Origin of the sequence: Curtobacterium sp. NPDC086286, assembly GCF_044746255.1 — a bacterium.
Lineage (GTDB): Bacteria > Actinomycetota > Actinomycetes > Actinomycetales > Microbacteriaceae > Curtobacterium.
Window position 1 is genome coordinate 521,666 of the sequence record NZ_JBIVBW010000001.1, and the last position, 22,672, is coordinate 544,337.

Genomic DNA, 22,672 nt, shown 5'->3' on the forward strand with positions numbered 1-22,672 from the left:
GCGGCAGCGGCTCCAGGAAGGGGCACCGATGCCTCACGCTCTCCCGGCCGATCCGGCCACGGTCCACGCGGCCGCGGCCCACGCGGTCACCGTCCTGGCGGCGGAACCAGCCGGCACCGAAGCCGTCGACCCGTCGGGGCCGGTCGCGCAACTGATCATCGCGGCGATCATCGGCATCGTCGTGATCATCGCCCTCATCACCTGGCTGAAGGTGCACCCGTTCATCGCGCTCACGATCGGGGCGCTCGGCGTCGGGATCGGTGCGGGTCTCGCTCCGGACAAGGCGGTGACGAGCTTCGGCAACGGTTTCGGTGCGACGATGACGAGCGTCGGCATCCTCGTCGGGCTCGGCTCGATGTTCGGCAAGATGCTCGTCGACTCCGGGGCGGCCGACCGCGTGGTCGACACCCTCGTGCGGAGGTCGTCGAAGGCGGCGCTGCCGTGGACGATGGCCCTGATCGGCGCACTCATCGGCCTGCCGATGTTCTTCGAGGTCGGCCTCGTCCTGCTCATCCCGATCATCGTCCTGGTGGCGAAGCGCAGCTCCGTCCCGATCATGAAGATCGCCGTGCCCGCCCTCGTCGGCCTCTCGACGATGCACGCGTTCGTGCCGCCGCACCCCGGCCCGCTCGTCGCCATCTCGACGGTCGGTGCGAACCTCGGCACGACGCTCGCCTTCGGCATCGTGCTGGCGATCCCCGTCATCGTCCTCGCCGGCCCGGTGTTCGCCCGGTTCGCGGCGCGCTGGGTCGACATCCCCGCGCCCGACATGTTCGGGTCGCGCGGTTCCGACGCGGGTCCCGTCGGCGACGACCCGGCACACGCGGGTCGGGAGGCGCGGCGCGGCCCCGCCACGCAGGACACCGCATCCCTGCCCCACGGCAAGAGCGACTTCACCCGCGTCATCAGCGAACCGCGCAGCCCGTCCTTCACGGTCGCGCTCGTCGGCATCCTGCTGCCCGTCGTCCTGATGCTCGCGCAGGCCATCCGCGAGGCCACCGTCCCGGACGCCTCGGGCTCGTGGGTCAGCCTGCTCGACTTCCTCGGGTCGCCGATGATCGCGATCGGCATCGCCGCCGTCTACGCGATGATCTTCTTCGCCATCGGCGGCGGCATGGACCGTTCCGCCGTGTCGAAGTCCCTCGAGAGCGCCCTGCCGCCGGTCGCGGGCGTCCTGCTCATCGTCGGCGCCGGCGGTGGCTTCAAGCAGGTGCTCATCGACACCGGGATCGGCGGGGTGATCGCCGACGCCGTGAAGGACTCCGGCATCTCGGTGCTGCTCGTCGCCTGGGTGGTGTCCGCCCTCGTGCGCGTCGCCACCGGGTCGGCCACGGTCGCCACCGTCACGGCCGCGGGCATCATGGCGCCGATCGCGCACGACCTGTCCTCACCGATGACCTCGCTGCTCGTGCTCGCGATCGGCGCCGGGTCGGTCTTCCTGTCGCACGTGAACGACGCCGGGTTCTGGCTCGTGAAGGGGTACCTCAACACCACGGTGGGGCAGACCTTCAAGACGTGGACGATGCTCGAGTGCCTCATCTCGGTGTTCGGCCTCGCCGGGGTCATGCTGGCGGGGGTGTTCATCCATTGAGCGACGACACCGCACTCGACGCCCGCGTCCTCGTCGTGATGGGGGTCTCCGGATCGGGCAAGTCGACCGTCGCCGCGATGGTCGCCGAGCAGCTCGGGTGGGACTTCGCCGAGGGCGACGCCATGCACCCGCGGGCGAACGTCGACAAGATGCACGCCGGCACCCCGCTGACCGACGAGGACCGCTGGCCCTGGCTCGACGTGATCGCGGCGTGGATCCGCTCGCACCTCGACGGTGGCACCCCCGGCGTGGTGACCTGCTCGGCGCTGAAGCGCTCCTACCGCGACGTCCTCCGGGCTCCCGGTGTGGTGTTCGTGCACGTCGCCGGGGACGGGTCCCTCATCGAGGACCGGATGTCGAAGCGCTCCGGGCACTTCATGCCGACCTCGCTCCTGCAGTCCCAGCTCGCCACCCTCGAGCCGCCGGAGGACGACGAGGCCCACATCACCGTCGCGGCGGACCGGACCCCGCAGGAGGAGAGCGCCGAGGTCATCGAGCGGCTGGCGCTCCGCCGCTGACCGTCGCGGCCGCGGCGGCGGCGAGCTGACGGTTCGACGTCGCCGCGGTCCCGTCCTCGAGCACGGAGGTGTCCTCGAGGCCGGTGCGGATCGCGTGCCCGCGCGCGAGGGCACGTCGGCTGACCTGCCACGACGCAGCGCCGATGCCGTGGTGGAGCTGGGGGAGCGTGACACCGGCGGCGTCGAGCATCGACTCCAGCTCGGCGTCGAGCGCGAGCGCGTCGTCGACGTCCTCCACGAGGGGCTCGACGACCACCCGGACGAACCGCTCGTGGCGACCGGCCCGGACGAACCGATCGGCGTCGGAGCCACTGAGCAGGCACGCCTCGATGCCGACGCCGCGCCGCGCGAGCACCTCGCTGACGTCGTCGATGCCCGCTTCGCCCTGGTTGGCCGCGACGAGGTCGGGCAGTTCGGTCCACGACGACACGAGGTCGAGGCGTTCCCGCGGGTCCGGCACGATCGCCGCGAACGTCGTGACGTTGACCGGGATGCCCGGACACGTCGCCCGCACCGCGCGCAGCATCCTGCCGACCGGACCGGCGGCGAGCGACTCGTCCCCGTCGTCGTCGAACGCGTGCAGGTGCAGCAGGGTGGCGCCGGCGGCGACGCAGGCCGCGGCGTCCCGGGCGATCTCGTCGGCGGTCCGGGGCATCGCCGGGTGGGTGGTGTCCCCGTTCAGCGCGAGTTGCAGGTCGACCATGGTCCGAGCCTACGGATCACGGTGGAGGCCGGGCGGGTCAGGCCTCGGTGACGCGGCCGGCCTCGACGCGCCACTGCAGGTCGAGGCGGACGGTCTCGAGCATGCGGCGGTCGTGCGTGACGAGGAGCAGGGTGCCGTCGTACGAGTCGAGGGCCTGTTCGAGCTGCTCGATCGCGGCGAGGTCGAGGTGGTTCGTGGGCTCGTCGAGCACGAGCACGTTCACCCCGCGGGCCTGCAGGAGCGCGAGGCCGGCGCGCGTCCGCTCACCGGGGGAGAGCGCGTTCGCCGGACGGCCGACGTGGTCCGCCTTCAGCCCGAACTTCGCGAGCAGGGTCCGGACGTCGGCCGTCGTGTACTCGGGCACGATCGCCTCGAACGCGTCGGCCAGCGGCTGGTCACCCGTGAAGGCCGCGCGCGCCTGGTCGATCTCGCCGACCGCGACGCTGGAGCCGAGCGACGCCGTGCCTGTCGTCGGCGCCTGCTTGCCGAGCAGCGCCCGGAGGAGCGTGGACTTGCCGGCACCGTTCGGACCCGTGATGCCGATGCGGTCGCCGCCGTCGATCTGCAGGGAGACCGGTCCGAGCGTGAAGTCGCCCTGGGTGAACGTCGCGTCGGACAGGGTCGCGACGACCGCCGAGGACCGGGGCGCGCTGCCGATCGTGAACTCGAGCTGCCACTCCTTGCGCGGCTCCTCGACCTCGTCCAGCCGGGCGATGCGGGACTCCATCTGCCGGACCTTCTGCGCCTGCTTCTCGCTCGACTCGGAGGCGGCACGGCGGCGGATCTTGTCGTTGTCGGGACTCTTCCGCATCGCGTTCCGGACGCCCTGGCTCGACCACTCGCGCTGGGTCCGGGCTCGGGACACGAGGTCGGCCTTGGTGGACGCGTACTCCTCGTAGGCGTCGCGCTTGTGCTGCCGTGCGATCTCGCGCTCCTCGAGGTAGGAGTCGTAGCCGCCGCCGAAGAGCCGGTTGGTGGACTGCGCGAGGTCGAGCTCGAGGACGGCGGTCACCGAGCGCGCCAGGAACTCGCGGTCGTGGCTGACGAGCACGACACCGCCGCGGAGGCCCCGGACGAAGCCCTCCAGTCGGTCGAGGCCGTCCAGGTCGAGGTCGTTCGTGGGTTCGTCGAGCAGCACGATGTCGAACCGCGACAGCAGCAGCGCGGCGAGCCCGACGCGGGCCGCCTGCCCGCCGGACAACGCGGTCATGAGCGACTCCGGCCCGACGCCGTCCTCCTCCGAACCGACGGCCAGGCCGAGGTCGGCGAGCACGACGGGGATGCGGTCGTCGAGGTCGGCCGCACCTGCCGCGAGCCAGCGGTCGAGCGCCGCCGAGTAGGCGTCCGCCGCGGCGTCACCGGCGTCGGGGTCGCCGAGCGCAGCGGCTGCGGCGTCCATCGTCGCGGTGGCCTCGGCGCACCCGGTCCGCCGGGCGATGTACGCGGCGACGGTCTCACCCGCGAGGCGTTCGTGTTCCTGCGGCAGGAAGCCGACGAACGCGTCCGTCGGTGCGAGCGACACGGTGCCGGCCAGCGGCTCGTCCACCCCGGCGAGGAGTCGGAGCAGGGTCGACTTGCCGGCGCCGTTCACCCCCACCACGCCGATGACGTCCCCCGGGGCGACGGTGAGGTCGAGGGAGTCGAAGAGCGTGCGTGCGGCGTACCCGCCGGAGAGTCCCTTGGCGACGAGCGTGGCGGTCATGCCCCAATCGTCCCATCCCCGCGACGGACCATCGACCGGAGCGGGGCCGGGTCAGCGGTGTCGGGTCAGTCGAGCGTGATCGCCCGACCGAACCGGCGCGTGACCGGCGGGGCGGCGACGGCGGCGGCGAGGGCGTTGGCCGCGCCCTCCGGCGTGCCGCGCCAGGCGACGTAGGCGTCGTGGGCCGCAGGCGTCGTCCAGCGCTCGACGACGACCACCCGTGACGGGTCGGTGTCGTCGACGAGGACCTCGAGCGACTCGTTGCCGGCGAACGCACCGGTCTGGGCGAGGGTCTCGCGGATCGCGGCCTCGGTGGTCTCGGTGGGGAGGTCGCTCCGGAGCTGGACCTCGAGCAGGACGGTCATCGACATGGTGCACCTTTCGTCGTCGTTGCCGGATGCAACCGCACCCGGCAGCGGGGTGTTCCGGACTCGCCGTCGACCGGTGCGGCGGGGTGGAACCGATGCGGTCGTCCCGGACACTGCAGGGTATGGACAGCGGGGACTGGGCGATGGCGCTCGAGGGTGACGGCGAGGCGTTCGGGCGGGTGTTCGACCGGCACCGCCACCGGGTGCAGCGACACTGCATGCGGCTCGTGCCGGTCGACACGGACGCGGCCGACTCGGTCGCGATCGTGTTCCTCGAGGCCTGGCGGAACCGGGCTCGGGTCCGCCTCGTCGACGGGTCGCTCCTGCCGTGGCTGCTCGTCACGGCCACGAACGTCGCCCGCAACCAGACCCGTGCGGCCCGGCGGTACCGGGCCGCGCTCGACCGGTTGCCACCACCCGAACCCGTCCCCGACCACGCGGACCGGGACGACGACGGGGACGCCGTCCGGGCGCTCCGGCAGCTCGGGCACCGCGATCAGGAGATCATCACGCTGTCGGTCCTCGAGGGCTACAGCGAGCGGGAGATCGCCGCCGCACTCGGCATCGCGCCGGGAACGGTGAAGTCGCGCCTCTCCCGCGCACGGACCCGGCTCGCCGCGGCACTCACCGCGAGCGGGCCCACGACCCAGCCGGCCGTCGAACGGAACGGAGCACGATCATGAGCACCTCCACGAACAGGGACACCGACGACCGCGACCGGGCACTGCGGGCGTTGCTCGTCGACACGGTCGAGCACACACCTCGGCGGCGTCGACGGTGGCGGGCGGCGACGATCGCGGGAGCGGTGGTGTGCGTCCTCGGTGGCGCCGCCGCCGGTGGTGCGATCACCGCGGCGGCGAGTCCGGACCCGGCCGCCCTCAAGGCGCAGAGCCAGGCCGCGACGGTCGTCGGCGGGTCGGGCGCGACGTACCTGCGGGTCGTCGGCAGCCCGGTCGGGCGGGTCGGGTCGTCGGACGAGACGATCTCGGTCGGACGCGCTCCCGCCCGTGCCGACACGTTCACCTGGGTCGCCACGTGTCGCACCGGGAACGGCGAGATCACCGAGCGCGGGTCCGGGGTCGAAGGAGGCAAGGCGTCGTGCGCCGCCGGGTCGCACGTCACGGGCTCGTACGCGGCGTCGGAGATCGCCGGGCACCGGATCCGGCTCAGCGTGGACGGGGACCTCGGGTGGACGCTGTCGTACGGCTGGCTGCGCACACCCCCGATGCCCGCGGCGAGCGCGGCGCAGGACCAGGCGACCGAGGACGGCGTCGTCACCCGGAGCGAGTACCTCGCGGCCTTCGACCGACTGCAGGGGTGCATGACCGCACGGGGGGAGTCGCTCGGCCGGATCCCGAGGTCGTCGTTGTTCGTGGCGCCGACGGCCCACGACGCCTCCGTGCTCGACTGGTGCAGCGCGTCGGAGTGGTCCGCGGTCGACGTCCTCTGGCAGAACGAGCACCCCGCTCCGGCGTCGGACGACGACTCGTGGGGATGGCAGCCGTACGACCCCGCGTCCGATCCGCGCTACGCCGGCTGAGTCAGTCGAGCACGCGGAAGCGGACCGCGTCGCCCGGTCGGAGCTGGGCGGCGCGGTCGCCCGACGCGGGGGTGAGCACCGCGACGACGGGGTAGCCGCCCGTGACGGGGTGGTCGGCGAGGAACAGGACGGGGTGGCCCGCCGGCGGGACCTGCAGCGACCCGGTCTCGACGCCCTCGCTCGGCAGCTCGCGGGTCACGGCGCGGACGAGTGGCCGGGCAGCGGTGGTCCGCACGCCGACCCGGTCGCTGTCGGGCGTGACGTGGTGGACCTGGCCGGCCAGGACCGTCCGCCACTCCGGGGTGAACCAGTCGTCGCGGGGTCCGGCGGTGACGTCGAGCACGACCGCCTCGCCCGGTGGTGACCAGCGCGGCGGCGCGACGGCGTCGACGAGCGGCCAGGCATCCGCGGCGTCCCCGATCGGCAGGACGTCCCCGATCGTGACGGGAGGCGGACCGAGGCGCGCGAGGGAGTCCCACGAGCGGCTGCCGAGCACGGGTTCGACGGCGAGGCCTCCGCGGACCGCGAGGTACGTGCGCAGTCCCGCGGTGGCCGTCCCGACCCGGAGCACGTCACCCGGTGCGAGCGTGACGACCTCGAAGCAGGCCGCGCCGCGGACCCGGCCGTCCGCGGCCTCGACCGTCACCGGGCACGGTGCGCCGGTCAGGGACGCGACCACGTGCGCGTCCGAGCGGAGCGTGACGGAGCCGAGCAGCGCCTCCAGGACCGCCGCGTCGGGACGGTTGCCGACCAGCCGGTTGGCGAGTGCGGCTGCCCCGCGGTCGGCCGCACCCGCGGCGCCGAGGCCCGTGTCGCTGAACCCGGGCCGGCCGAGGTCCTGCGTCGACGTGCCGGGGCCGACCTGCAGGACGGTGAGGGTGCTCATGCGCGGCCGGCGTCGACGAACCGGATCCGGGTGCCGGCCGGCGCGAGCGCGGGCGGGTCGCGGTCGAGCGACCACATCGCCACGTCGCTGCGGCCGATGAGCTGCCAGCCGCCGGGCGACGCGCGCGGGTAGACGGCGCTTAACTCGCCGGCGAGGGCGACGCTGCCGGCGGGCACGGACGTGCGGGCGCTGGTGCGTCGGGGCAGGTCGAGCGACGGGGCGGAGCCGGTGAGGTAGCTGAAGCCGGGTGCGAAGCCGCAGAACGCGCTCGTCCAGGTCTGGCCGGTGTGCCAGGCGACGAGCTGGGCGGCTGTGGTGCCGACCAGTGCGGCGACGGTGTCGAGGTCCTCGCCGTCGTAGACGACGGGGATCGTGGTCACCTCGCCGACGTCGGCTCGGGTGGGCACGACGGGTTCGACGGCCTGGAGGCGCGGTGCGAGTCGCGTGGGATCGGTTCGTTCCGGGTCGAAGCGGACGAGCAGTGTGCGGGCTCCGGACACGAGTTCGGTCACGCCCGGCACGGGTTCGGCCTCGAGCCCGGCGCGGAACGCGGTGACCTCGGCGAGCGTGCCGAAGGTCACGAGCACCGCGCGGGTACCCGCAGGACGCACGTCGAGGGCGGGTCCGGCGTGCTCGGCCGGCGCGCTCACGGTGTGGGGGCGAACGGGGTGGTCGCGACCCCGTGCCGGTCGAGGAGCGCGCGGATCGCCCGGGCCATCGCGACGGCGTCGGGGGAGTCTCCGTGCACGCACACCGAGTCCGCGCGGACCGGGACGACCGAGCCGTCCACCGCGGTCACGATGCCGTCGGTGACCATCCGGAGGACCCGGTCGGCGACCGATGCCGGGTCGTGCAGGACGGCGCCCGGACGGCTGCGCGGGACGAGGGACCCGTCGGGTTCGTACGCCCGGTCGGCGAAGACCTCGGACACGGCGCGGAGCCCGTGGGCGGTCGCTGCGCGGAGGAGCTCCGAGTCCGGCAGCGCGAGGACCGCGAGGGACGGGTCCACGTCGGCCGTGGCGCGGGCGACGACCTCGGCCTGGACCGGGTCGGCGCAGGCCGTGTTGTACAGGGCGCCGTGGGGCTTCACGTACGTCACCGCGGTGCCGGCGACCCGGGCCGTGGCGAGCAGGGCGCCGAGCTGGTGGACGACGTCGGCGTAGAGCGCCTCGGGTGTGACCTCGACCGCGCGACGACCGAACCCGACGAGGTCGCGGTAGGCGACGTGCGCCCCGACCGCGACGCCCCGCTCGGCGGCGAGGCGGCAGGTGTCGAGCATGATCGTGGGGTCGCCGGCGTGGAACCCGCAGGCGACGTTCGCGGAGGAGACGACGTCGAGCATCGCCCGGTCGTCGCCCATCGTCCAGGCGCCGAAGCCCTCGCCGAGGTCGCTGTTGAGGTCGATCGTCGTCACGCTGTCAACCTACCGGCGGGGTCCGTCACGAACGGTGGACCACCACCGGGCAGGACGCGTGCTGTGCGCACTCCTGGGTGACCGAGCCGACGAGCAGCCCGCGGAACCCGCCGAGGCCACGACTGCCGAGCACGAGGAGTGCGGCGTCGCGGCTGGCGTCGAGCAGGACCTCGGCGGGGCGGCCCTCGACGAGGTCGGACGTGACGTCGACGTCGTCGTCGATGAGGTCCTCGGCGGCCTCGAGCGCGGGGGAGGCGGTCGCGAGGGCGTCCTGCTCGGGGGACCAGTGGTCGAACGGGGGTTCGTCGCGGTTGAGGGCCTCCGGCCACTGCCACGTCGTGATCGTCCGGACGGGGAGCCCGAGGCCGCGGGCCAGGGTGATCGCGAACCGCAGGGCGCGGCCGGACTCCGGGGAGCCGTCGACACCCACCACGACGGCCCCGCCGGCACCGGACGCACCGCTGTCGTCCGTCCCGGTCGCCGCTCGCCCCCGGTCCACGAGCACGGGGCACGGCGCGTGCTGGATGCAGGCGGCGCTCACCGAACCGAGCAACAACCCCCGGAACCCACCGCGTCCGCGGCTGCCGACGACGAGCAGCCCGGCGTCGGACGCGGCGTCGAGGAGCACCTCCGGCGTACCGCCCTCCGCCGAGCGGGTCGTGACCTCGACGGGGAGCGGCCGGTGTCGCTCGACGAGGTCGACGGCCTGCTGCCGGATCTCCTCGGCGTCGTGCAGCGGTGACCAGCTGTTCGCGACCGGCAGGGTGCTCCAGGTGATCGGCCACCGCCAGGACGTCACGACCTCGACCGGGCTGCCGAGTCGTGCGGCGAGGCCGAGGCTGCGCTCGAGCGCGGCGTCGGCCGGCTCCGATCCGTCGTACCCGACGACGATGCGTCCGATGGCTGCTGTGCTCATGTGCCCGTGCTCCCTGTGTTCCCGGTGTTCCGTGCGTTCTCGGTGATCCTCGTGCCGGGGGTCTTCCCCCACGTGGTGGCGATGACGAGCTGGACGACGCCGGAGACGATGAGGACGCCGCCGACCACCGCGACGACGAACACCGCGCCGAGTGCCGGCAGCGTGATGAGGACGAGTCCGCTCACGAAGCTCAGTGCGGCCGCGACGACCGTGAGCGCTCGGTGGCCGGTGTCCGGCGCGTAGAGCAGGGTGATGCCCTCGAGCAGCCACGCGAACCCGATGGCGAAGGCCAGCCACCGAGCGCCGACGGGCGGGTGCACGATGGCGAAGACCCCCGCGACGACGACGAGCACGCCGACGACGACCAGCGCAACGCGTCGCCAGACCGGCGCCCCGCCCGGGACGGCGCGCACGAGGAGCGTGCCCCCGGCGACGACGAGGTAGATGCCGAACACCCAGACCACGGCGACGAGCGTCGCGTGCGGGAGCAGCAGGGCCGCGATCCCCGCTGCGAGCGCGACGGCGCCGAGGACCGCGACGGCCGTCCGCAACCGTCGGTGCGGAGCACGGTTTCCTGACATGGTGTCCACAGCGTCCACCGACCTTCCCTGCAAGGTGCCTCCTGGCCTACACCCCTCGGTGGTGTGCCGGTCCGGGAACCGGCGACGGCGATCCGTCCCGGTACGGTCGAGGGCATGACCGACGACCACGACTGCGACTTCTGCGCCGCCCTCGCGGCCGACTCCTTCGAGGTCGTCGTCCGCGGCGACCTCGTCATCGCGGTCCTCGACCGGCACCCGATCAACCCGGGGCACCTGCTCGTGCTGCCCCTCCGGCACGCGACCGACCTCGCCGCGCTCGACACCCGCGAGGTCACCGAGCTCGCCCTCGTCGCCCAGCGCGCCGACCGTGCACTGCGCGAGGTGCTCGGCGCGGCCGTCGAGGGGACGAACCTGGTGATGTCGAACGGCTCCGTGGCCGACCAGGGCGTCCCCCACGCACACCTGCACGTCATCCCGCGCGCCTCCGGGGACGGGTACGAGTTCCGCGAGGACACGAGTCGGTACCCGGTGGCGCCGCTCGACCCCGCCGACCGCGCGGCGATCGCGGCGCACATGCGCGACGGCTGAGCCGCGCGCGGCCGCCCCGGCAGGCTGTCGCGCGCGGCGGCCCCGTATCCTGCGACGGTGGAAACGACACAGCCGTCCGGCACGACCAAGCGTCGCGTGGAACTCGAGATCACCCGCCCGATGCTCACCTGGTTCGCCCGACCGACCGTGACGATCGACGGCGTCGGGCACCCGGCGCAGTGGGGGACCGGCACGTGGGCGGTCCCGGACGACGGCGGCACGGAGATCGGCGTCTACCTCTACAACCGCGTGTGGCGCTTCGGCGCAGCCACCAGGACCGTGACCGCGACCGACGTGTCGCTCGTGTACCGCGCCGGACCGCTGCCGGTCGGCGCCGGTCGGATGGCCCCCGCCTGAGCATGGCGGGCATCACCTACCCGAGGCCCCTGGTCGCCGGCGGGCGCGTCGAGGTCCCCGCACCGTCGATGGGCGTCCCCGAGCACCTGCACGGCCGACTGCAGGACGGTGCGGACGCCCTGACGGCTCGCGGACTCAGCGTGCACGTGCGGCCGCACGCCACCACCCCGGGGCTCGTCCCGGCCAGCGTCGCCGAACGCGTCGCCGACCTGCAGGACGCGTTCCGGAGCGCCGACGTCGTCCTCCCGCCGTGGGGTGGTGAGCTCGCGATCGAACTCGTCCACTCGGTCGACTGGCACGCCCTCGCCGCCTCGCGCGCCTGGTTCGCCGGTTGGTCGGACATCTCGACCCTGCTCCTCCCGCTCACGACGATGACGGGCCTCGCGACCCTGCACGGTGCGAACCTGATGGACGAGCCGTACGAGCTCCCTGCCGAGTTCGCCCGGTGGACCGACGTCGCAGCGCTCCCAACCGGCGGCACGGTCGAGCAGCGCAGTGCCCCGCGTCGTCGCAGCCGCCCGTGGGGCGCCTGGGCCGACGAGGTCCTCGACCGCGACGGCACCTACGATGCCCCGACCCGCTGGCGCGCCCTCGACGGCGCGTCCCAGGTCGCGATCCGCGGACGCCTCATCGGCGGGTGCCTCGAGACCGTGTCACTGCTCGCCGGAACCCCCTACGGCGACGTCCCCGGCTTCGCCCGGCGGCACGCGCCGGAGGGAACGATCGTGTACCTCGAGGTCGCGGAGTCGAACGCGGTCACCGCGCTCCGGATGCTCACGTCGCTGCGGCTCGCCGGCTGGTTCGACGACGCGAACGGCGTCCTGATCGGGCGCACCGAGGGCGCGGCGGTGCCCCAGCTGGACCAGGACGAGGCCGTGCGGCACGCACTCGGCGACCTCGGCATCCCCGTGGTGCTCGACTTCGACACCGGCCACCAGCCGCCGCAGATGCCGCTGGTGAACGGCGCGCTCGCCGACGTCGTGCTCGACGGACCGGTCGGCAGCATCACCCAGCGGTTGGTCTGACGGACGGGAGGCGCGGTGCGGGCCCGACCCGCGCCTCCCGTCCGACGGTGCGCACGCCGACCGGACGACCGGAGCGCCGTGCGCTCCGCGACCCTCGACCGGCAGCACGCCCGGCGGTAGGCTGACGTCGGCTCCGGTGGCCAGCCCCTGCATCCGGTGAACACCGACGAACGATCCTCTTCCGGTCGATCTCGATCCTTCCGCGATCCCTGGCAACGCAGGAACCAGGCCCCATCGCGCGATTGGAACATCGTGATCACGATCGAAGAAGCCAAGCGACTCGCCCGCGAGCTCAGCACCGGTACCGACATCCCGCACTCGAAGGTGCTCGAAGCAGCCGCCCACGCAGCAGGCCTCCGTGACTGGAACACCCTGGCCGCGTTGCACCACCGGCAGGACCCGGAGAAGCGCAGCGCGCCGAGGGTCATCCCGGTGTTGCGGGTGTTCGACCACGCGGTCGCCCGAGCCTTCTACTGCGACTACCTCGGGTTCGAGTGGGAATGGCAACACCGGTTCGAACCGGACCTGCCCGTGTACGCGCAGGTGTCGCTCGACGGCAAGGTGCTACACCTGACCGAGCACCACGGTGACGCCACACCGGGAGGGGCCGTCATGCTCGTCGTCGACGACGTCGCCGCCTACCGGGACGTCCTGCTCGCGCAGCGGCACCCGCGATCCCGGCCCGGCCTCGACTCCAACGATTGGGGACGGACGATGCTCGTCATCGACCCGTTCGGCAACCGGCTCCAGTTCTGGGAACCGAACGCGTCGTCGCGGAGCTGACACCGTCGAGACGGCGGGACAGCGCCGACCCCCAGCGGCTGGTCTGACGGACGGGAGGCGCGGTGCGGACCCGACCCGCGCCTCCCGTTCGACGGTGCGCACGTCCTCACCGAGGGCGCGGCTCGAGCGTCACCCACTCCTCGTCGCGGACGTAGCCGAGGGCGGCGTTCGCCGCCGTGATCGCGGTGTTCTCCGCGGAACCGCCGGTGCGGAACCGGGTGGTGCCCGCGTCCACCAACGCGAGCACCGACGCAGCCTTGACCGCCTGTCCGAGCCCGCGGCCGCGCAGGCCGGGGTGCACGACCGTGAAGTGGGTCTCCGCGTGGGGCCCGTCCGTGTCGACGAACGTCATCGCGACGAGTTCGCCGGCCGGCGTGACCGAGCCGAACGCGGGCCTCGACGTCGTCGGGGTCGCTGCCCCGCGGTCGAGCGGCTCGTGCTGGGTCGCGACGCCGCCGGGGTAGTCGTGGGCCGTCAGCGCGTCGAGCCGCAGGACCGCGTCGACGTCGTCGGGACCGAGCGGCCGCGTCGTCCCGATGCCGGCGGTGCGGTCCACGAGCGACTGCAGCTGCTGCCGGTCGATCCGGTCGGCGTCGAGCTGGGCCCCGAACGACCGGGCGGTGACGCTCCAGCCCTGCGCTTCGAGTTCCGCGACCTCGGGCGCGTCCGCCGGCAACACTCTCGTTTCCCCCACGGCTCCGATCCTCGCACGGCCGCTCCGGGAGCGGTCGGCCGGACGCCGGTCCGTGATGACGCCCCTGGTGCAGCCGACTCCGTCGTGGGAGCTTGGGACGATGCACCACCTGGACGTGACCCTGACCTGGCGCTCGAGCATCGGCGACGACGAGCTCGTGGACCTCACCGCGGCGCACGGAGGGACGCCCGAGCCCGGTTGGTGGGTTCGGGTCCGCCCGCACTCGCTCGGCTGGGTCGCGGCCCGGGACACGCACGGGGCCCTGGTCGGATTCGTGAACGTCGCGTGGGACGGCGCCGACCACGCGTTCCTCATCGACACGAAGACACATCCGTCTCGTCAGCACCAGGGCCTCGGGACCGCGGTCGTCCGCTTCGCGGTGGACGCGGTCCGGGCTGCCGGCTGCGAGTGGTTGTTCGTCGACTACGGCGAGGACATGGTGCCGTTCTACGAGGGGGCCTGCGGGTTCTTCCCGACGCGCGCTGGACTCGTGCACCTGCGCTGATCCGGTGTCTCGGTCGTCTTGTGGAGTGCTCGTGGTGGACGTGGTGGGGCGTCATGGTCATCGCGCTGGCGGGGCTCGGGCTGATCGGGCGCGCGGCTGTGATCGCCATTCGCAGAGATGGGATCGGCCGAGCGAGAGCCGAGCGCGGGACCAGTGCTCCGTGGTTCTGGTCCGGGATCGGCGTGCTGATCGTCGCGGGCCTCCTGCTGATCCCGTGGGTCATCGCACTCGACAGCTGACTGCTCGGACGACCGACCTGGCTCGGTGGGAGCTCCTCCGAAGAGGCGCTCCTTCAACCACGAAGGATGTGCACGAGCAGCGACACTGCCACCACCACACCGCCGAGCACGAAACCGCACCCGATGAACCTCGACAACTCCGGGGTGAACTGACCTCCCCAGAACGCGCCTTGCACTTTCCGAGAGAACCGTGCGATCGGCTCGGGGAAGGTGAGCAGGACACTGCCCCAAGCAAGGCAGACCACGGCCGCCAGCCCGATCCACAGAGTGCTCACCAGGGGGACGCTACCCGCTCCGTCGTCGTGCAAGCGGATCGGTCGTCGAAAGTGCTGGAGTCAGCTGCTCGGCGGACCGCTACCGCTCGCCCGCGTGGCGAGCACGGAGCGCGACGACGGTCACGAACGACTGCTCGCTGAGCGGCTGTAGGCTCCACGCGAGCCCGTCCAAGGCGCATCTACCCGGTACGGGTGCGTCCTGCCCGCAGCACGGCGAGGGTGGCTGCCCGTTCGAGCCGGGCCGGGTACGTAGGCCTCACTTCGCTGCGGGCGACGTCGGAGGCCACCAACAGCGTGGTCGCCGACCCGCGCGCCAGCGGATGGGGCAGCGATAGGTCGCCGACAGGCGTGGACGGCCTCGACCGATGATCCCGCTGTGGTTGACCTTCACCAGCTGGTTGCCTCCACGCGGTACGTTGCGGTCGTGAAGGTCGTCGAAGGCGTTTGTGTTCGGTGGAGTGACGACGACGGCTGGGGCGCCCTCCGTTCGGAAGCGCTCGAGTCTGACGTGTTCGTGCACTTCTCCGTCCTGGATGGTCCCGGCTTCCTCTCGCTGCGGCCCGGCCAGGCCGTGCGGTTCGAGGTGGAGCCCTACCCCGCCGGACAGGACGGGTACTTCTTCCGAGCGCACAGCGTCACGGGGATCTGATCGCTGGCCGATGGTCGAACGGACGGCCGTGCGCGGACCGAGCGGCCCCCGTTCACGGTGCTGTGCGGGCGGTCGGGCGCCGCTAGTGTTCGGGGACATCGACGTGAGGGAGGGCGCGCATGGCGAGCACGGATGTGGTGACGGGCACGATCGACCCACGGTGGGCGAAGGTCCGTCCACTGGTGTTCCGGACGATCATCGGTGCCGTCGTCGCTGCCGGCCTGGTCGGCATCGTCGCGGTGCTCCTCGGGGACTTCGGCCGGGTCGCGGTGCAACTCCTGCTGACCGTCGTCGTGGTCGTCGTGTTCGCGCTCCTGTCCTGGTACGACGCCGACGTGTCGTCGCGGCGGTCCGGGAGGTTCGCGTTCGCGAGCATCGTCGTCTCGCTGTACTTGCTCGTGACCGGCTTGGCCAAGGTCTGGATCGTGCCGGTCGACCCCCTCGGAGGGGACGGGATCTGGCTCGTCGGCGAACGGTTCATGCAGTGGATCGGCATCGTGTTCGTCGCACGCTTCGCGCTGCTGCACGTGCACCTGCTCCTCGTCATCCACCGGCGCTACCCGACCCCGCTGCTGCAGCTCGTGGCGAAGGCGACCGTCGGGGTGATCGCGCTCCTCGCCCTGCTGCTGTCGGTGCCCCTCCTCGCTCCCGAGCTCGACCTCGCCAGCGGGTTCTGGCGACTGGTGTGGGTCGTGGTCATCCTCGACCTGCTCGGAACCGTCGTCGTGCCGCTGAGCAACGCGCTGTTCCGACCGCGTGACCACGACCGCGGGGGTCAGGGTGGGTCCTCCGAGCCGTCCGCAGCCGTGTGGCCACGACCGTCCTCGACGCCGGACGGTGCGGCCTCCACCACGCCACCGGTGGTGGAGCCCACGGGGGTGTCGAGCTCGGAGAAGCACGCTGCAGCCGTTCCGCCCGTCGGCGAGTGGACGAGCGTGACCGGACCTGCCTTCCCTCCGGCGACGCCCGGGCGGCTCGTCGACCACGAGGTGCCTCCGGCTGAGGCGGCCCGGTCAACCCGAGCGGACGGCGCCCGGACGACCCAGGAAACGGCGCTGACGGTCACGGGCAGCGACGGTCTGCTCTACGAACGTCGACCGGATGGTGCCCGCGCGCTCGCGTGGCCGCGCTACGTCGACGGAACGCCGCTGCCGGCGGACCCGGACGGCTCCCCGGACTTCAGCGGCGTCGCTCGCCCCTGATCCGCCGGCTCCACACCAGGCGGCGAGACGCTCTCGGTGGAGCGCGAGCAGCCGACGGGTCAGACCTCTCCGAGCACCTTGCGCCAGACGGCCGTCAGCGTGGCGTACTCGTCGTCCGAGACGAGGTCGCGTACCCCGCTCGCGAGCACCGCGGATCGGACTGCTTCCTCGGCGCCCGCACGATCCCGGAGGTGCGCCTCCGAGTGTCGCACCGCGCGTCCAGCCTCCTGCGCGGCCTCGATCTCCTCGACGCGTCCCGCTGCGCCAGCGGCCTCGAGCGCGTGCTGCCAAGCGGCCACGAGGTCGGCGTTCGTGACCATCCGCCCGTCAGCGCCTCCCTGGATCGCGAGGGAGGCACTCGGTTCCGGCAGCAGGATCGCCTCGTCGGCTTTCCACGCGATGTCGAGCGACTCTGCCTCGTCGGCGGTGATCTGCCCGGCTCGGTCGATCATTGCCTGCAGTCCGGCATCGCTGCTGTCGTTCGTCACGGTGTCCTCTCCGACCGCCGCGCTCGCGTGGTCCGATCCATCTTGCTGGCCGTCCCCGTCTCGCGCTCAGCCGCCACCCAGAGGAGTGCGGGCGGACGACCGGTCGGCCCGCAGCTGCGGGCTCCATCCGCATCACAATGGGAGGGTGGACACCAACATGGTCGACGACGCCTGGCTCAGCGCGGTGATGCGGAGCGTCGGTGGAGCGCCCACACGTCTCGAACCGCTTCCGGGCGGTACGGTCAACCACACGTTCCGCGTCGAACGCGCAGGTGGCCACCCCGTCGTTCTCCGGTACCCGGTCGATCCGCTCCGCGCCGATGAGTTCCCGGTCGAGGCCTGGGCGGCGGACGCTGCGGCCCGAACGGGCATCGCCACTGCGCAACCCCTCGCTCACGGAGTGGAGGGCGGGGTTCCGTTCTCGCTGTCGACCTACGTCGCACCTGACGACCGCGCGGTCCTGCGGCCGTGGTCATGGCTCGGCGTCTACGCCCGCACGGTCGGCAGGGTGCCCCTCCACGATGCCCCGCTGTCCCTCTACTCCCGGTTCGGGAAGGACCTCGACACCGCGTGGGCCGCGCACCTCGACTACAACCGCACTTCCCTCGGGCCGGATGACGTGCTCTTCACAGACGGCGCCTACGAGCAACGAGCAGTCCTCGATCGCATGTTCGCCCACCTGGCCAGTGGGACCTATGAACACGGCCTGGCACACGGCGACCTCGCGCCACGCAACCTCATCTCCCAAGGCCCGGAGGTCCCACCCGTCCTGATCGACTGGGGCGGCGCCGAGACCGGACCAACGCCTTGGACCGACGCTCGGCCGGTCTTCGAGTGGTGCTTCATCGACGAATCGGTCGATCGGCAGGACTATGACGACTTCGTGGAAGCCGCCGGACTCGGCTCGGACCGGGCGCGGGATGAACTCGCGATGATGACCGCTCTGCATCTCGTCGACGTCACCCGCTGGGCGCTCGACAACCGTGCGGACCTGTACGCCGGGTACGTCCAGCGCTGCCACGACGGCCTCGATGTGATCCAGCAGCTCATCCGGTAGCCGATCCGTCAGGGACCGGGCGCGAATTCCACTCGGTCGTGTCGCTCGGCGGCGTAGTGCCGGCCGGGGTACCTGAGCCCGCCGAAGTACATGTTCGTGTGGGCGATGATCTGCTCCCCACTGATGCGGACACCGTCGTGCTCTGCGTCCGTGGTCGTGTGTGCATCGGACACCAGCGTCACGTCGAAGCCGCGCGCGGCCGCGGCCTGGGTCGTCGTCCGGATGCAGTAGTCGCTCTGCGCACCCGCGACGACGAGATGCCGCGCGCCCAAGCGATCCAGGACCTCGTCGAGGTCCGTGTCCGAGAACGAGTCCCGGTACTCCTTCTTCACCAGTGGCTCGTTCGATCGCCGCTCCAGCGGCGCCGCCAGTTGCCAGTCTGCGGACCCCTCCGCGAAGTCGTCGTGATCCTGCACCCACACGACAGGCACATCGCTTGCTCGGGCACGATCAACGAGTCGGGCGGTCCGCGCGAGCACACCCTTCGCGTCGAAACAGTCCCTCATCACGCCCCGCTGCAGATCGATGACAAGAAGCGCACTCATGGTCGGCATGACCAGCATCCTGTCACCCATGTGCGATCCCCGATGCGCAAGCGGTCGCCGCCACAGGCGCGTGGCTTCAGTACTCGAGCCGGGGCCACTCCTGCAGTCGCGGGAAGCGCGGGCGCGGAGGCATCGACTCGTCGTCTTCCAAGATGCGGAGCTCGGTGATCACCGTGACCTGATCCACTCCGTACGAGCGGTATGCAACTCCGTCACGTTCGTCGATGACAAGCGTCGTGCGTTGTGCGGGGTCGAGCTCGTGCTCGAACGTGAAGAGCAGCCAATGACCCCTGACGCGCTGGACGAGCACCGGGGCGTAGCTCGCGGGTGAGCCCCAGAGGAGGAGCAACTCAGGGGTGAGCAGGCGGACGGGAGAGGCAACCGTGCCGCTGCGAGCGAAGCTGACTTCCGAAGACCCGTCAACGGTGTGGAGGACGCCGTCCTCGTAGCGGTCGCGGTGCGCATACCCCTGCTGGTCGAACGTCCAGCTCTTGTTCCGCTCGTCGACGAGGGCTTGGAACTGCGAGGGGCGTTCGCGCCCGTCGCGTCGCGTGGTCACGCCTCGCGCCAGTCGACGTCCCGGGAGCCGGAGCGCAGCAACCTCAGCTCGGACGGTGGGGACGTCCGCCTGGGTCAGTACGGTATCGAGACGCACCCGACCAGTTTGGCCGATCCTCGTGGCTCTGACCACAGAGCGGCACGTAAGCCGATCCGCTACCGGCCACCTTCGGATAGCTTCACCAACACGACGACTCTTCAGCGATCAGGTCGACGCCTCCCGCTGTGAACGTTGGTGCTCGTAGGGGTCGTTCTCCTGGGTGTCGCTGCGCTCCTGTTCCTCGTCGACTCAGTGATCGTGTTCCTGGCGATCTCTCCACTCACGATCAGTGGGCTGTACACGCTTGACTACGCTGGCGGCGAGTGGCGACAGCGAAGCGACGAACGGGACGTTCGATAGCCGATCGTTTAACGAGACGTCGGTGCCCCCGTTCCACGGGTCCATGACCGGTCCTCTCTGTCGGACCCGCGCTGCCGATGGCAAAGCGTTAGTTGCTCACAAGCTGTACAACGAGCGAGGTCGCCGCGAGAGCGAGGACGATCCCGAACACGACCCAGGTCCCCGGAGTGATGGGCTTCCGCGGTTTTCCCTCAACTCGATCACGAGCGGCATTGCCCCATCGAGTGGCGCGCACGACGATGAGCGCGAAACAAACCACCACCGCCAGGATCCCGAGAGCAACCGTCATTGGGCGACATGCGCGGTCGTTGCGACGCACGCGCGAGAAAGTCGTGTTTCACGCTGAGTCATCGGAGACAATGCAAGCTTCGATCGGGGCACCGTTCCTACGCTACCGAGCAAGGCCGGGAGCAGTCGCGCACATCGCGCCCCGTTAGCCGATCCTCTCCCGCACGCGTGTTCGGGAGGCGGGGCGGGGCGGGGTGTTCTGGTGATGAGTGTCACGCTGAGTTGCGCTGCTCCGACGAGATTCGCATTCGTAGAACGCTGCGGTGTGGAGAAGCGAGAGCCCCAGCACCGATGGGTGTTGGGGCTCTCGTTGTCTCAACGGCGTGCTGACGTCTGCCGCTTGTGTCGAGCGATCAGGGCGTCTCCGGCGATGAGGGCGAGTGCCGAGGCGGCTCCGAGGATGGCGAGCAACCACCAACTGATGTCGGCGAGGAAACCGATCAAGCCGAGGATGATGATCGGGATCGGGATGAACTTCAGCAACATCGGTTGCACCTCAACTGCAGTTGTTCCGGGCGGTCTTCACGAAGGCCGTGCGTCGAAGTGCGTATGTTCTTGTATTCACGTTCGATCCCCTCATCGGTACGACACGGCGCGCCGGTCGGAGCTTGACAGCTGCGCGAGAGCCCGCGCATCCACCGAGAGGGGGAGGTGCTCCACCGGTCGGCCAGCCCGCGGTCCGCCTGGGCAGGTGGGCGTCTGACACTCGCCGTGACCAGCCACAGGCCTGCGCGCTCGGCTCGTCAGCCGATCGGCCACCGAGGCGGGCGGCCGAGGGCTCGCTGGGGCCAGCCGCACCGCACGAGTCGGCGTCGCATCGCGGACCAGAACCTCCCCGAACCATCCGGTGACCAGCCGAACGCGACGGCGACGAGTGGGCGCGCAGCGACGAGATCCGACCCCTCCGGACGGCGACAGCGACGAGGGAGAACACTGGCCCCATGACGACCAAGATCACCCTCATCATCGACAACCCGACCGACCCCGCCGCCTTCGAGCAGGCGTACCCCGCGCTCGAGGAAGCAGCCGGCGCCCTGCCGCAGCTGCGCCGCCTCGAGGCAGGCAAGGTCTGGCCGAAGGAAGACGGCACGCCCACCCCGGCCCACCGGACGCTCGACCTGTACTTCGACTCCTACGACGACGCGTCCGCAGCCGTCGCCGGCGAGGAAGCGGGCGCCTTCTTCGGCCAGCTCGGCGCCACCGGAGCGACCTTCACCGGGCTCTTCTCCGACGTCGAGAAGGCGTGACCACCACCGTCCTCGTCGCCGGCGCGACCGGTGACCTCGGCGAACGCATCGTCCGGGCACTCCGCAGGCACGACACCCACGTCCGCGTCCTGACCCGCCCCGGGTCCACGGCGACGGCACCGACCGAAGGCGACGACCACATCGAGGTGGTCCGCGCGGACTACGACGACCACGCAGCGCTGACCTCGGCGCTCGCCGGGGCCGAGGTCGTGGTGTCCGCGGTGAGCGGCACGCGCTCGGTCATCGTCGACGCGCAGCGCGCCCTGCTCCGGGCAGCGGTGGACGCCGGCGTCGAACGGTTCATCCCGTCCGACTACGCCGCCGACTACCGGTCCATCACCCCGGGGACGAACCGGAACTTCGAGCTGCGCCGCGAGTTCGCCGCCGACGTCGACGCCGCACGCATCCGGGCCACGTCGGTGCTGAACGGCGCGTTCACGGACATGCTCACCGGGCAGGCGCCGCTCATCCTGTTCGACCGACAGCGGGTGCTCTACTGGTCCTCGGCCGACCAGGTGCTCGACTTCACCACGAAGGACGACGTCGCCCGCACCACCGCCCTCGTCGCGCTCGACCCGGGTGCACCGCGCTTCGTCGAGGTCGCGGGGGACCGGGTGACCTCGCGGAGCATCGCCGACACGATGTCCCGGCTCACCGGCACCCCCTTCCGACTGCAGTGGGCGGGGACCGCGTCGACGCTCTCGGCGATGGCCCGGGTGGGACGACGCCTGTCGAAGGCCGGCGACGACGAGCCGTTCCCGGCGTGGCAGGGCATGCAGTACTTCGTCAGCATGTTCAGCGGCGAGGCAACGCTGCGCCACGTCGACGACGAGCGGTACGGTGCAGAGGGCTGGACGACGGTGAAGGACGTGCTCGCAGAACACGTCCGAGCCTGAACTCTCGACGGAGCCTGAACCCACGACGGAGCCGGAGCCCTCGAACGGAAGCGCACCTGATGACCGACACCACCTGCCACATGTCGATCTCCCTCGACGGCTTCGTCGCCGGGCCCGACCAGCGCCTCGACCAACCCCTCGGACGCCGGGGCGGGGAACTCCACACCTGGCACATGCCCGGCGCCGACGTCGGCGAGGCGGACCGCACGGCAGCGGGCTGGCTCATGCGACCCCGCGGCGCGTACGTGATGGGCCAGAACATGTTCGGGCCGCCGAGCACCGAGCGGCCCGACGACTGGACGGGCTGGTGGGGCGACGAACCGCCGTACCACGCACCCGTCTTCGTGCTCTCGCACACGGCGCACGACCCGATCGAACTCGATGGCGGCACGACCTTCCACTTCGTCACCGACGGCTTCGACGCCGCCTACGCCCGCGCGGTCGAGGCGGCCGGTGACGCCGGGGTCGACATCGCCGGCGGCGCCTCGACGGTCCGCCAGGCGCTCGCCGCCGGGGTCGTCGACGAACTCACGCTCGACGTCGCCCCGGTGCTGCTCGGCTCCGGGGAGCGGATCTTCGCGGACGGCGCCGAGTCGTTCGACTTCGAGCCCGTCGAGGTCCTGCACTCGCCGCTGACGACCCACATCCGGTACCGCCGCCGCGCCTGACCATCGCCGCAGAACACGGCCACGAGCA

At 71.8% G+C, this 22,672-nt stretch carries 30 protein-coding genes; 16 read left to right on the forward strand and 14 right to left on the reverse strand.

Annotation, left to right across the window (positions count from 1 at the left end; genetic code table 11):
* Positions 1–28 precede the first annotated feature (28 nt).
* The gene (locus ACIPKM_RS02520; RefSeq protein ID WP_258027675.1) at positions 29–1,591 is read left to right on the forward strand and encodes a GntP family permease; all 1,563 of its coding nucleotides are present in this window, start codon (positions 29–31) and stop codon (positions 1,589–1,591) included.
* A gap of 38 nt (positions 1,592–1,629) precedes the next feature.
* Complete coding sequence (locus ACIPKM_RS02525; RefSeq protein ID WP_402736176.1) at positions 1,630–2,109, forward strand: gluconokinase; 480 nt, start codon at positions 1,630–1,632, stop codon at positions 2,107–2,109.
* Here ACIPKM_RS02525 and ACIPKM_RS02530 read toward each other — a convergent pair.
* The 3 genes from ACIPKM_RS02530 to ACIPKM_RS02540 all read right to left on the reverse strand — a co-directional run bounded on the left by ACIPKM_RS02530 (position 2,081) and on the right by ACIPKM_RS02540 (position 4,885).
* Positions 2,081–2,812 carry a 3-keto-5-aminohexanoate cleavage protein gene (locus ACIPKM_RS02530; RefSeq protein WP_402736096.1) on the reverse strand — a complete coding sequence of 244 codons (732 nt, stop codon included), beginning with the start codon at positions 2,810–2,812 and terminating at the stop codon, positions 2,081–2,083. The two genes, ACIPKM_RS02525 and ACIPKM_RS02530, sit on opposite strands and share 29 nt — an antisense overlap.
* Before the next feature lie 37 nt (positions 2,813–2,849).
* Positions 2,850–4,514 (reverse strand): ABC-F family ATP-binding cassette domain-containing protein, encoded by a 1,665-nt coding sequence (locus tag ACIPKM_RS02535; RefSeq protein ID WP_402736097.1) that lies wholly within the window; start codon positions 4,512–4,514, stop codon positions 2,850–2,852.
* A gap of 65 nt (positions 4,515–4,579) precedes the next feature.
* Positions 4,580–4,885: a putative quinol monooxygenase gene (locus tag ACIPKM_RS02540; RefSeq protein WP_402736098.1), complete on the reverse strand. Its 306-nt coding sequence runs from the start codon at positions 4,883–4,885 to the stop codon at positions 4,580–4,582.
* A 119-nt stretch (positions 4,886–5,004) separates the two neighbouring features.
* Between ACIPKM_RS02540 and ACIPKM_RS02545 the strand changes: the two genes are divergently transcribed.
* Both ACIPKM_RS02545 and ACIPKM_RS02550 read left to right on the forward strand, forming a co-directional pair.
* The gene (locus ACIPKM_RS02545) at positions 5,005–5,565 is read left to right on the forward strand and encodes an RNA polymerase sigma factor (RefSeq protein WP_071302559.1); all 561 of its coding nucleotides are present in this window, start codon (positions 5,005–5,007) and stop codon (positions 5,563–5,565) included.
* On the forward strand, positions 5,562–6,422 hold the full coding sequence (locus ACIPKM_RS02550; RefSeq protein WP_402736099.1) for a hypothetical protein: 861 nt from the start codon (positions 5,562–5,564) through the stop codon (positions 6,420–6,422). Before ACIPKM_RS02545 ends, ACIPKM_RS02550 begins: the two co-directional genes overlap by 4 nt.
* Before the next feature lies 1 nt (position 6,423).
* Here ACIPKM_RS02550 and ACIPKM_RS02555 read toward each other — a convergent pair whose 3' ends face one another.
* Genes ACIPKM_RS02555 through ACIPKM_RS02575 form a run of 5 tightly spaced genes read right to left on the reverse strand, consistent with a single transcriptional unit; the run spans position 6,424 to position 10,219 of the window.
* Complete coding sequence (locus ACIPKM_RS02555) at positions 6,424–7,308, reverse strand: biotin-dependent carboxyltransferase family protein (RefSeq protein ID WP_402736100.1); 885 nt, start codon at positions 7,306–7,308, stop codon at positions 6,424–6,426.
* Positions 7,305–7,958, reverse strand: a complete 654-nt coding sequence (locus tag ACIPKM_RS02560) for an allophanate hydrolase subunit 1 (protein ID WP_402736101.1) — start codon at positions 7,956–7,958, stop codon at positions 7,305–7,307. The genes ACIPKM_RS02555 and ACIPKM_RS02560 overlap by 4 nt, the downstream gene beginning before the upstream one ends.
* On the reverse strand, positions 7,955–8,722 hold the full coding sequence (locus ACIPKM_RS02565) for a LamB/YcsF family protein (protein ID WP_402736102.1): 768 nt from the start codon (positions 8,720–8,722) through the stop codon (positions 7,955–7,957). Before ACIPKM_RS02565 ends, ACIPKM_RS02560 begins: the two co-directional genes overlap by 4 nt.
* 25 nt (positions 8,723–8,747) lie before the next feature.
* Complete coding sequence (locus tag ACIPKM_RS02570) at positions 8,748–9,638, reverse strand: universal stress protein (protein ID WP_402736103.1); 891 nt, start codon at positions 9,636–9,638, stop codon at positions 8,748–8,750.
* Positions 9,635–10,219, reverse strand: a complete 585-nt coding sequence (locus ACIPKM_RS02575) for a DUF308 domain-containing protein (RefSeq protein WP_402736104.1) — start codon at positions 10,217–10,219, stop codon at positions 9,635–9,637. Before ACIPKM_RS02575 ends, ACIPKM_RS02570 begins: the two co-directional genes overlap by 4 nt.
* A gap of 114 nt (positions 10,220–10,333) precedes the next feature.
* Between ACIPKM_RS02575 and ACIPKM_RS02580 the strand changes: the two genes are divergently transcribed.
* The 4 genes from ACIPKM_RS02580 to ACIPKM_RS02595 all read left to right on the forward strand — a co-directional run bounded on the left by ACIPKM_RS02580 (position 10,334) and on the right by ACIPKM_RS02595 (position 12,933).
* Complete coding sequence (locus ACIPKM_RS02580; RefSeq protein ID WP_402736105.1) at positions 10,334–10,768, forward strand: HIT family protein; 435 nt, start codon at positions 10,334–10,336, stop codon at positions 10,766–10,768.
* 57 nt (positions 10,769–10,825) lie between these two features.
* Complete coding sequence (locus ACIPKM_RS02585; RefSeq protein ID WP_229085629.1) at positions 10,826–11,125, forward strand: hypothetical protein; 300 nt, start codon at positions 10,826–10,828, stop codon at positions 11,123–11,125.
* Between the two features lie 2 nt (positions 11,126–11,127).
* Entirely contained in the window at positions 11,128–12,150 is a 1,023-nt protein-coding gene (locus ACIPKM_RS02590; protein WP_402736106.1) for a S66 peptidase family protein, read from the forward strand.
* Positions 12,151–12,402: 252 nt separating this feature from the next.
* Positions 12,403–12,933, forward strand: coding sequence for a glyoxalase superfamily protein (locus ACIPKM_RS02595; protein ID WP_070416337.1), 531 nt, complete (start codon positions 12,403–12,405; stop codon positions 12,931–12,933).
* Positions 12,934–13,039: 106 nt separating this feature from the next.
* On the opposite strand, the gene ACIPKM_RS02600 is transcribed toward ACIPKM_RS02595, so the two are convergent.
* Entirely contained in the window at positions 13,040–13,627 is a 588-nt protein-coding gene (locus tag ACIPKM_RS02600) for an acetyltransferase (RefSeq protein WP_402736107.1), read from the reverse strand.
* A 100-nt stretch (positions 13,628–13,727) separates the two neighbouring features.
* Between ACIPKM_RS02600 and ACIPKM_RS02605 the strand changes: the two genes are divergently transcribed.
* Both ACIPKM_RS02605 and ACIPKM_RS02610 read left to right on the forward strand, forming a co-directional pair.
* Positions 13,728–14,132: a GNAT family N-acetyltransferase gene (locus tag ACIPKM_RS02605; RefSeq protein ID WP_402736108.1), complete on the forward strand. Its 405-nt coding sequence runs from the start codon at positions 13,728–13,730 to the stop codon at positions 14,130–14,132.
* Positions 14,133–14,185: 53 nt separating this feature from the next.
* Positions 14,186–14,371: a hypothetical protein gene (locus ACIPKM_RS02610; RefSeq protein ID WP_402736109.1), complete on the forward strand. Its 186-nt coding sequence runs from the start codon at positions 14,186–14,188 to the stop codon at positions 14,369–14,371.
* Between the two features lie 53 nt (positions 14,372–14,424).
* Here ACIPKM_RS02610 and ACIPKM_RS02615 read toward each other — a convergent pair whose 3' ends face one another.
* Positions 14,425–14,646: a hypothetical protein gene (locus ACIPKM_RS02615; protein ID WP_402736110.1), complete on the reverse strand. Its 222-nt coding sequence runs from the start codon at positions 14,644–14,646 to the stop codon at positions 14,425–14,427.
* A 424-nt stretch (positions 14,647–15,070) separates the two neighbouring features.
* On the opposite strand from ACIPKM_RS02615, the gene ACIPKM_RS02620 reads away from it, so the two are divergent.
* Both ACIPKM_RS02620 and ACIPKM_RS02625 read left to right on the forward strand, forming a co-directional pair.
* Complete coding sequence (locus ACIPKM_RS02620) at positions 15,071–15,295, forward strand: cold-shock protein (protein WP_402736111.1); 225 nt, start codon at positions 15,071–15,073, stop codon at positions 15,293–15,295.
* 119 nt (positions 15,296–15,414) lie between these two features.
* Positions 15,415–16,497: a hypothetical protein gene (locus ACIPKM_RS02625; protein ID WP_402736112.1), complete on the forward strand. Its 1,083-nt coding sequence runs from the start codon at positions 15,415–15,417 to the stop codon at positions 16,495–16,497.
* A 59-nt stretch (positions 16,498–16,556) separates the two neighbouring features.
* On the opposite strand, the gene ACIPKM_RS02630 is transcribed toward ACIPKM_RS02625, so the two are convergent.
* The gene (locus tag ACIPKM_RS02630; protein WP_402736113.1) at positions 16,557–16,985 is read right to left on the reverse strand and encodes a hypothetical protein; all 429 of its coding nucleotides are present in this window, start codon (positions 16,983–16,985) and stop codon (positions 16,557–16,559) included.
* 157 nt (positions 16,986–17,142) lie between these two features.
* Here ACIPKM_RS02630 and ACIPKM_RS02635 point away from each other — a divergent pair, with 157 nt between their 5' ends.
* Positions 17,143–18,042, forward strand: a complete 900-nt coding sequence (locus ACIPKM_RS02635) for a phosphotransferase (protein ID WP_402736114.1) — start codon at positions 17,143–17,145, stop codon at positions 18,040–18,042.
* Between the two features lie 8 nt (positions 18,043–18,050).
* On the opposite strand, the gene ACIPKM_RS02640 is transcribed toward ACIPKM_RS02635, so the two are convergent.
* The 3 genes from ACIPKM_RS02640 to ACIPKM_RS02650 form a co-directional block, all read right to left on the reverse strand.
* Positions 18,051–18,596 (reverse strand): cysteine hydrolase family protein, encoded by a 546-nt coding sequence (locus ACIPKM_RS02640; protein WP_402736115.1) that lies wholly within the window; start codon positions 18,594–18,596, stop codon positions 18,051–18,053.
* 67 nt (positions 18,597–18,663) lie between these two features.
* The gene (locus tag ACIPKM_RS02645) at positions 18,664–19,146 is read right to left on the reverse strand and encodes a hypothetical protein (RefSeq protein WP_402736116.1); all 483 of its coding nucleotides are present in this window, start codon (positions 19,144–19,146) and stop codon (positions 18,664–18,666) included.
* A 1,002-nt stretch (positions 19,147–20,148) separates the two neighbouring features.
* The gene (locus ACIPKM_RS02650) at positions 20,149–20,319 is read right to left on the reverse strand and encodes a hypothetical protein (protein ID WP_175473671.1); all 171 of its coding nucleotides are present in this window, start codon (positions 20,317–20,319) and stop codon (positions 20,149–20,151) included.
* 455 nt (positions 20,320–20,774) lie between these two features.
* Between ACIPKM_RS02650 and ACIPKM_RS02655 the strand changes: the two genes are divergently transcribed.
* Genes ACIPKM_RS02655 through ACIPKM_RS02665 form a run of 3 tightly spaced genes read left to right on the forward strand, consistent with a single transcriptional unit; the run spans position 20,775 to position 22,644 of the window.
* On the forward strand, positions 20,775–21,080 hold the full coding sequence (locus tag ACIPKM_RS02655) for a hypothetical protein (protein ID WP_092386890.1): 306 nt from the start codon (positions 20,775–20,777) through the stop codon (positions 21,078–21,080).
* Entirely contained in the window at positions 21,077–21,976 is a 900-nt protein-coding gene (locus ACIPKM_RS02660; RefSeq protein ID WP_402736117.1) for an NmrA family NAD(P)-binding protein, read from the forward strand. The genes ACIPKM_RS02655 and ACIPKM_RS02660 overlap by 4 nt, the downstream gene beginning before the upstream one ends.
* Before the next feature lie 59 nt (positions 21,977–22,035).
* On the forward strand, positions 22,036–22,644 hold the full coding sequence (locus ACIPKM_RS02665; RefSeq protein ID WP_229085642.1) for a dihydrofolate reductase family protein: 609 nt from the start codon (positions 22,036–22,038) through the stop codon (positions 22,642–22,644).
* Positions 22,645–22,672: the final 28 nt, after the last annotated feature.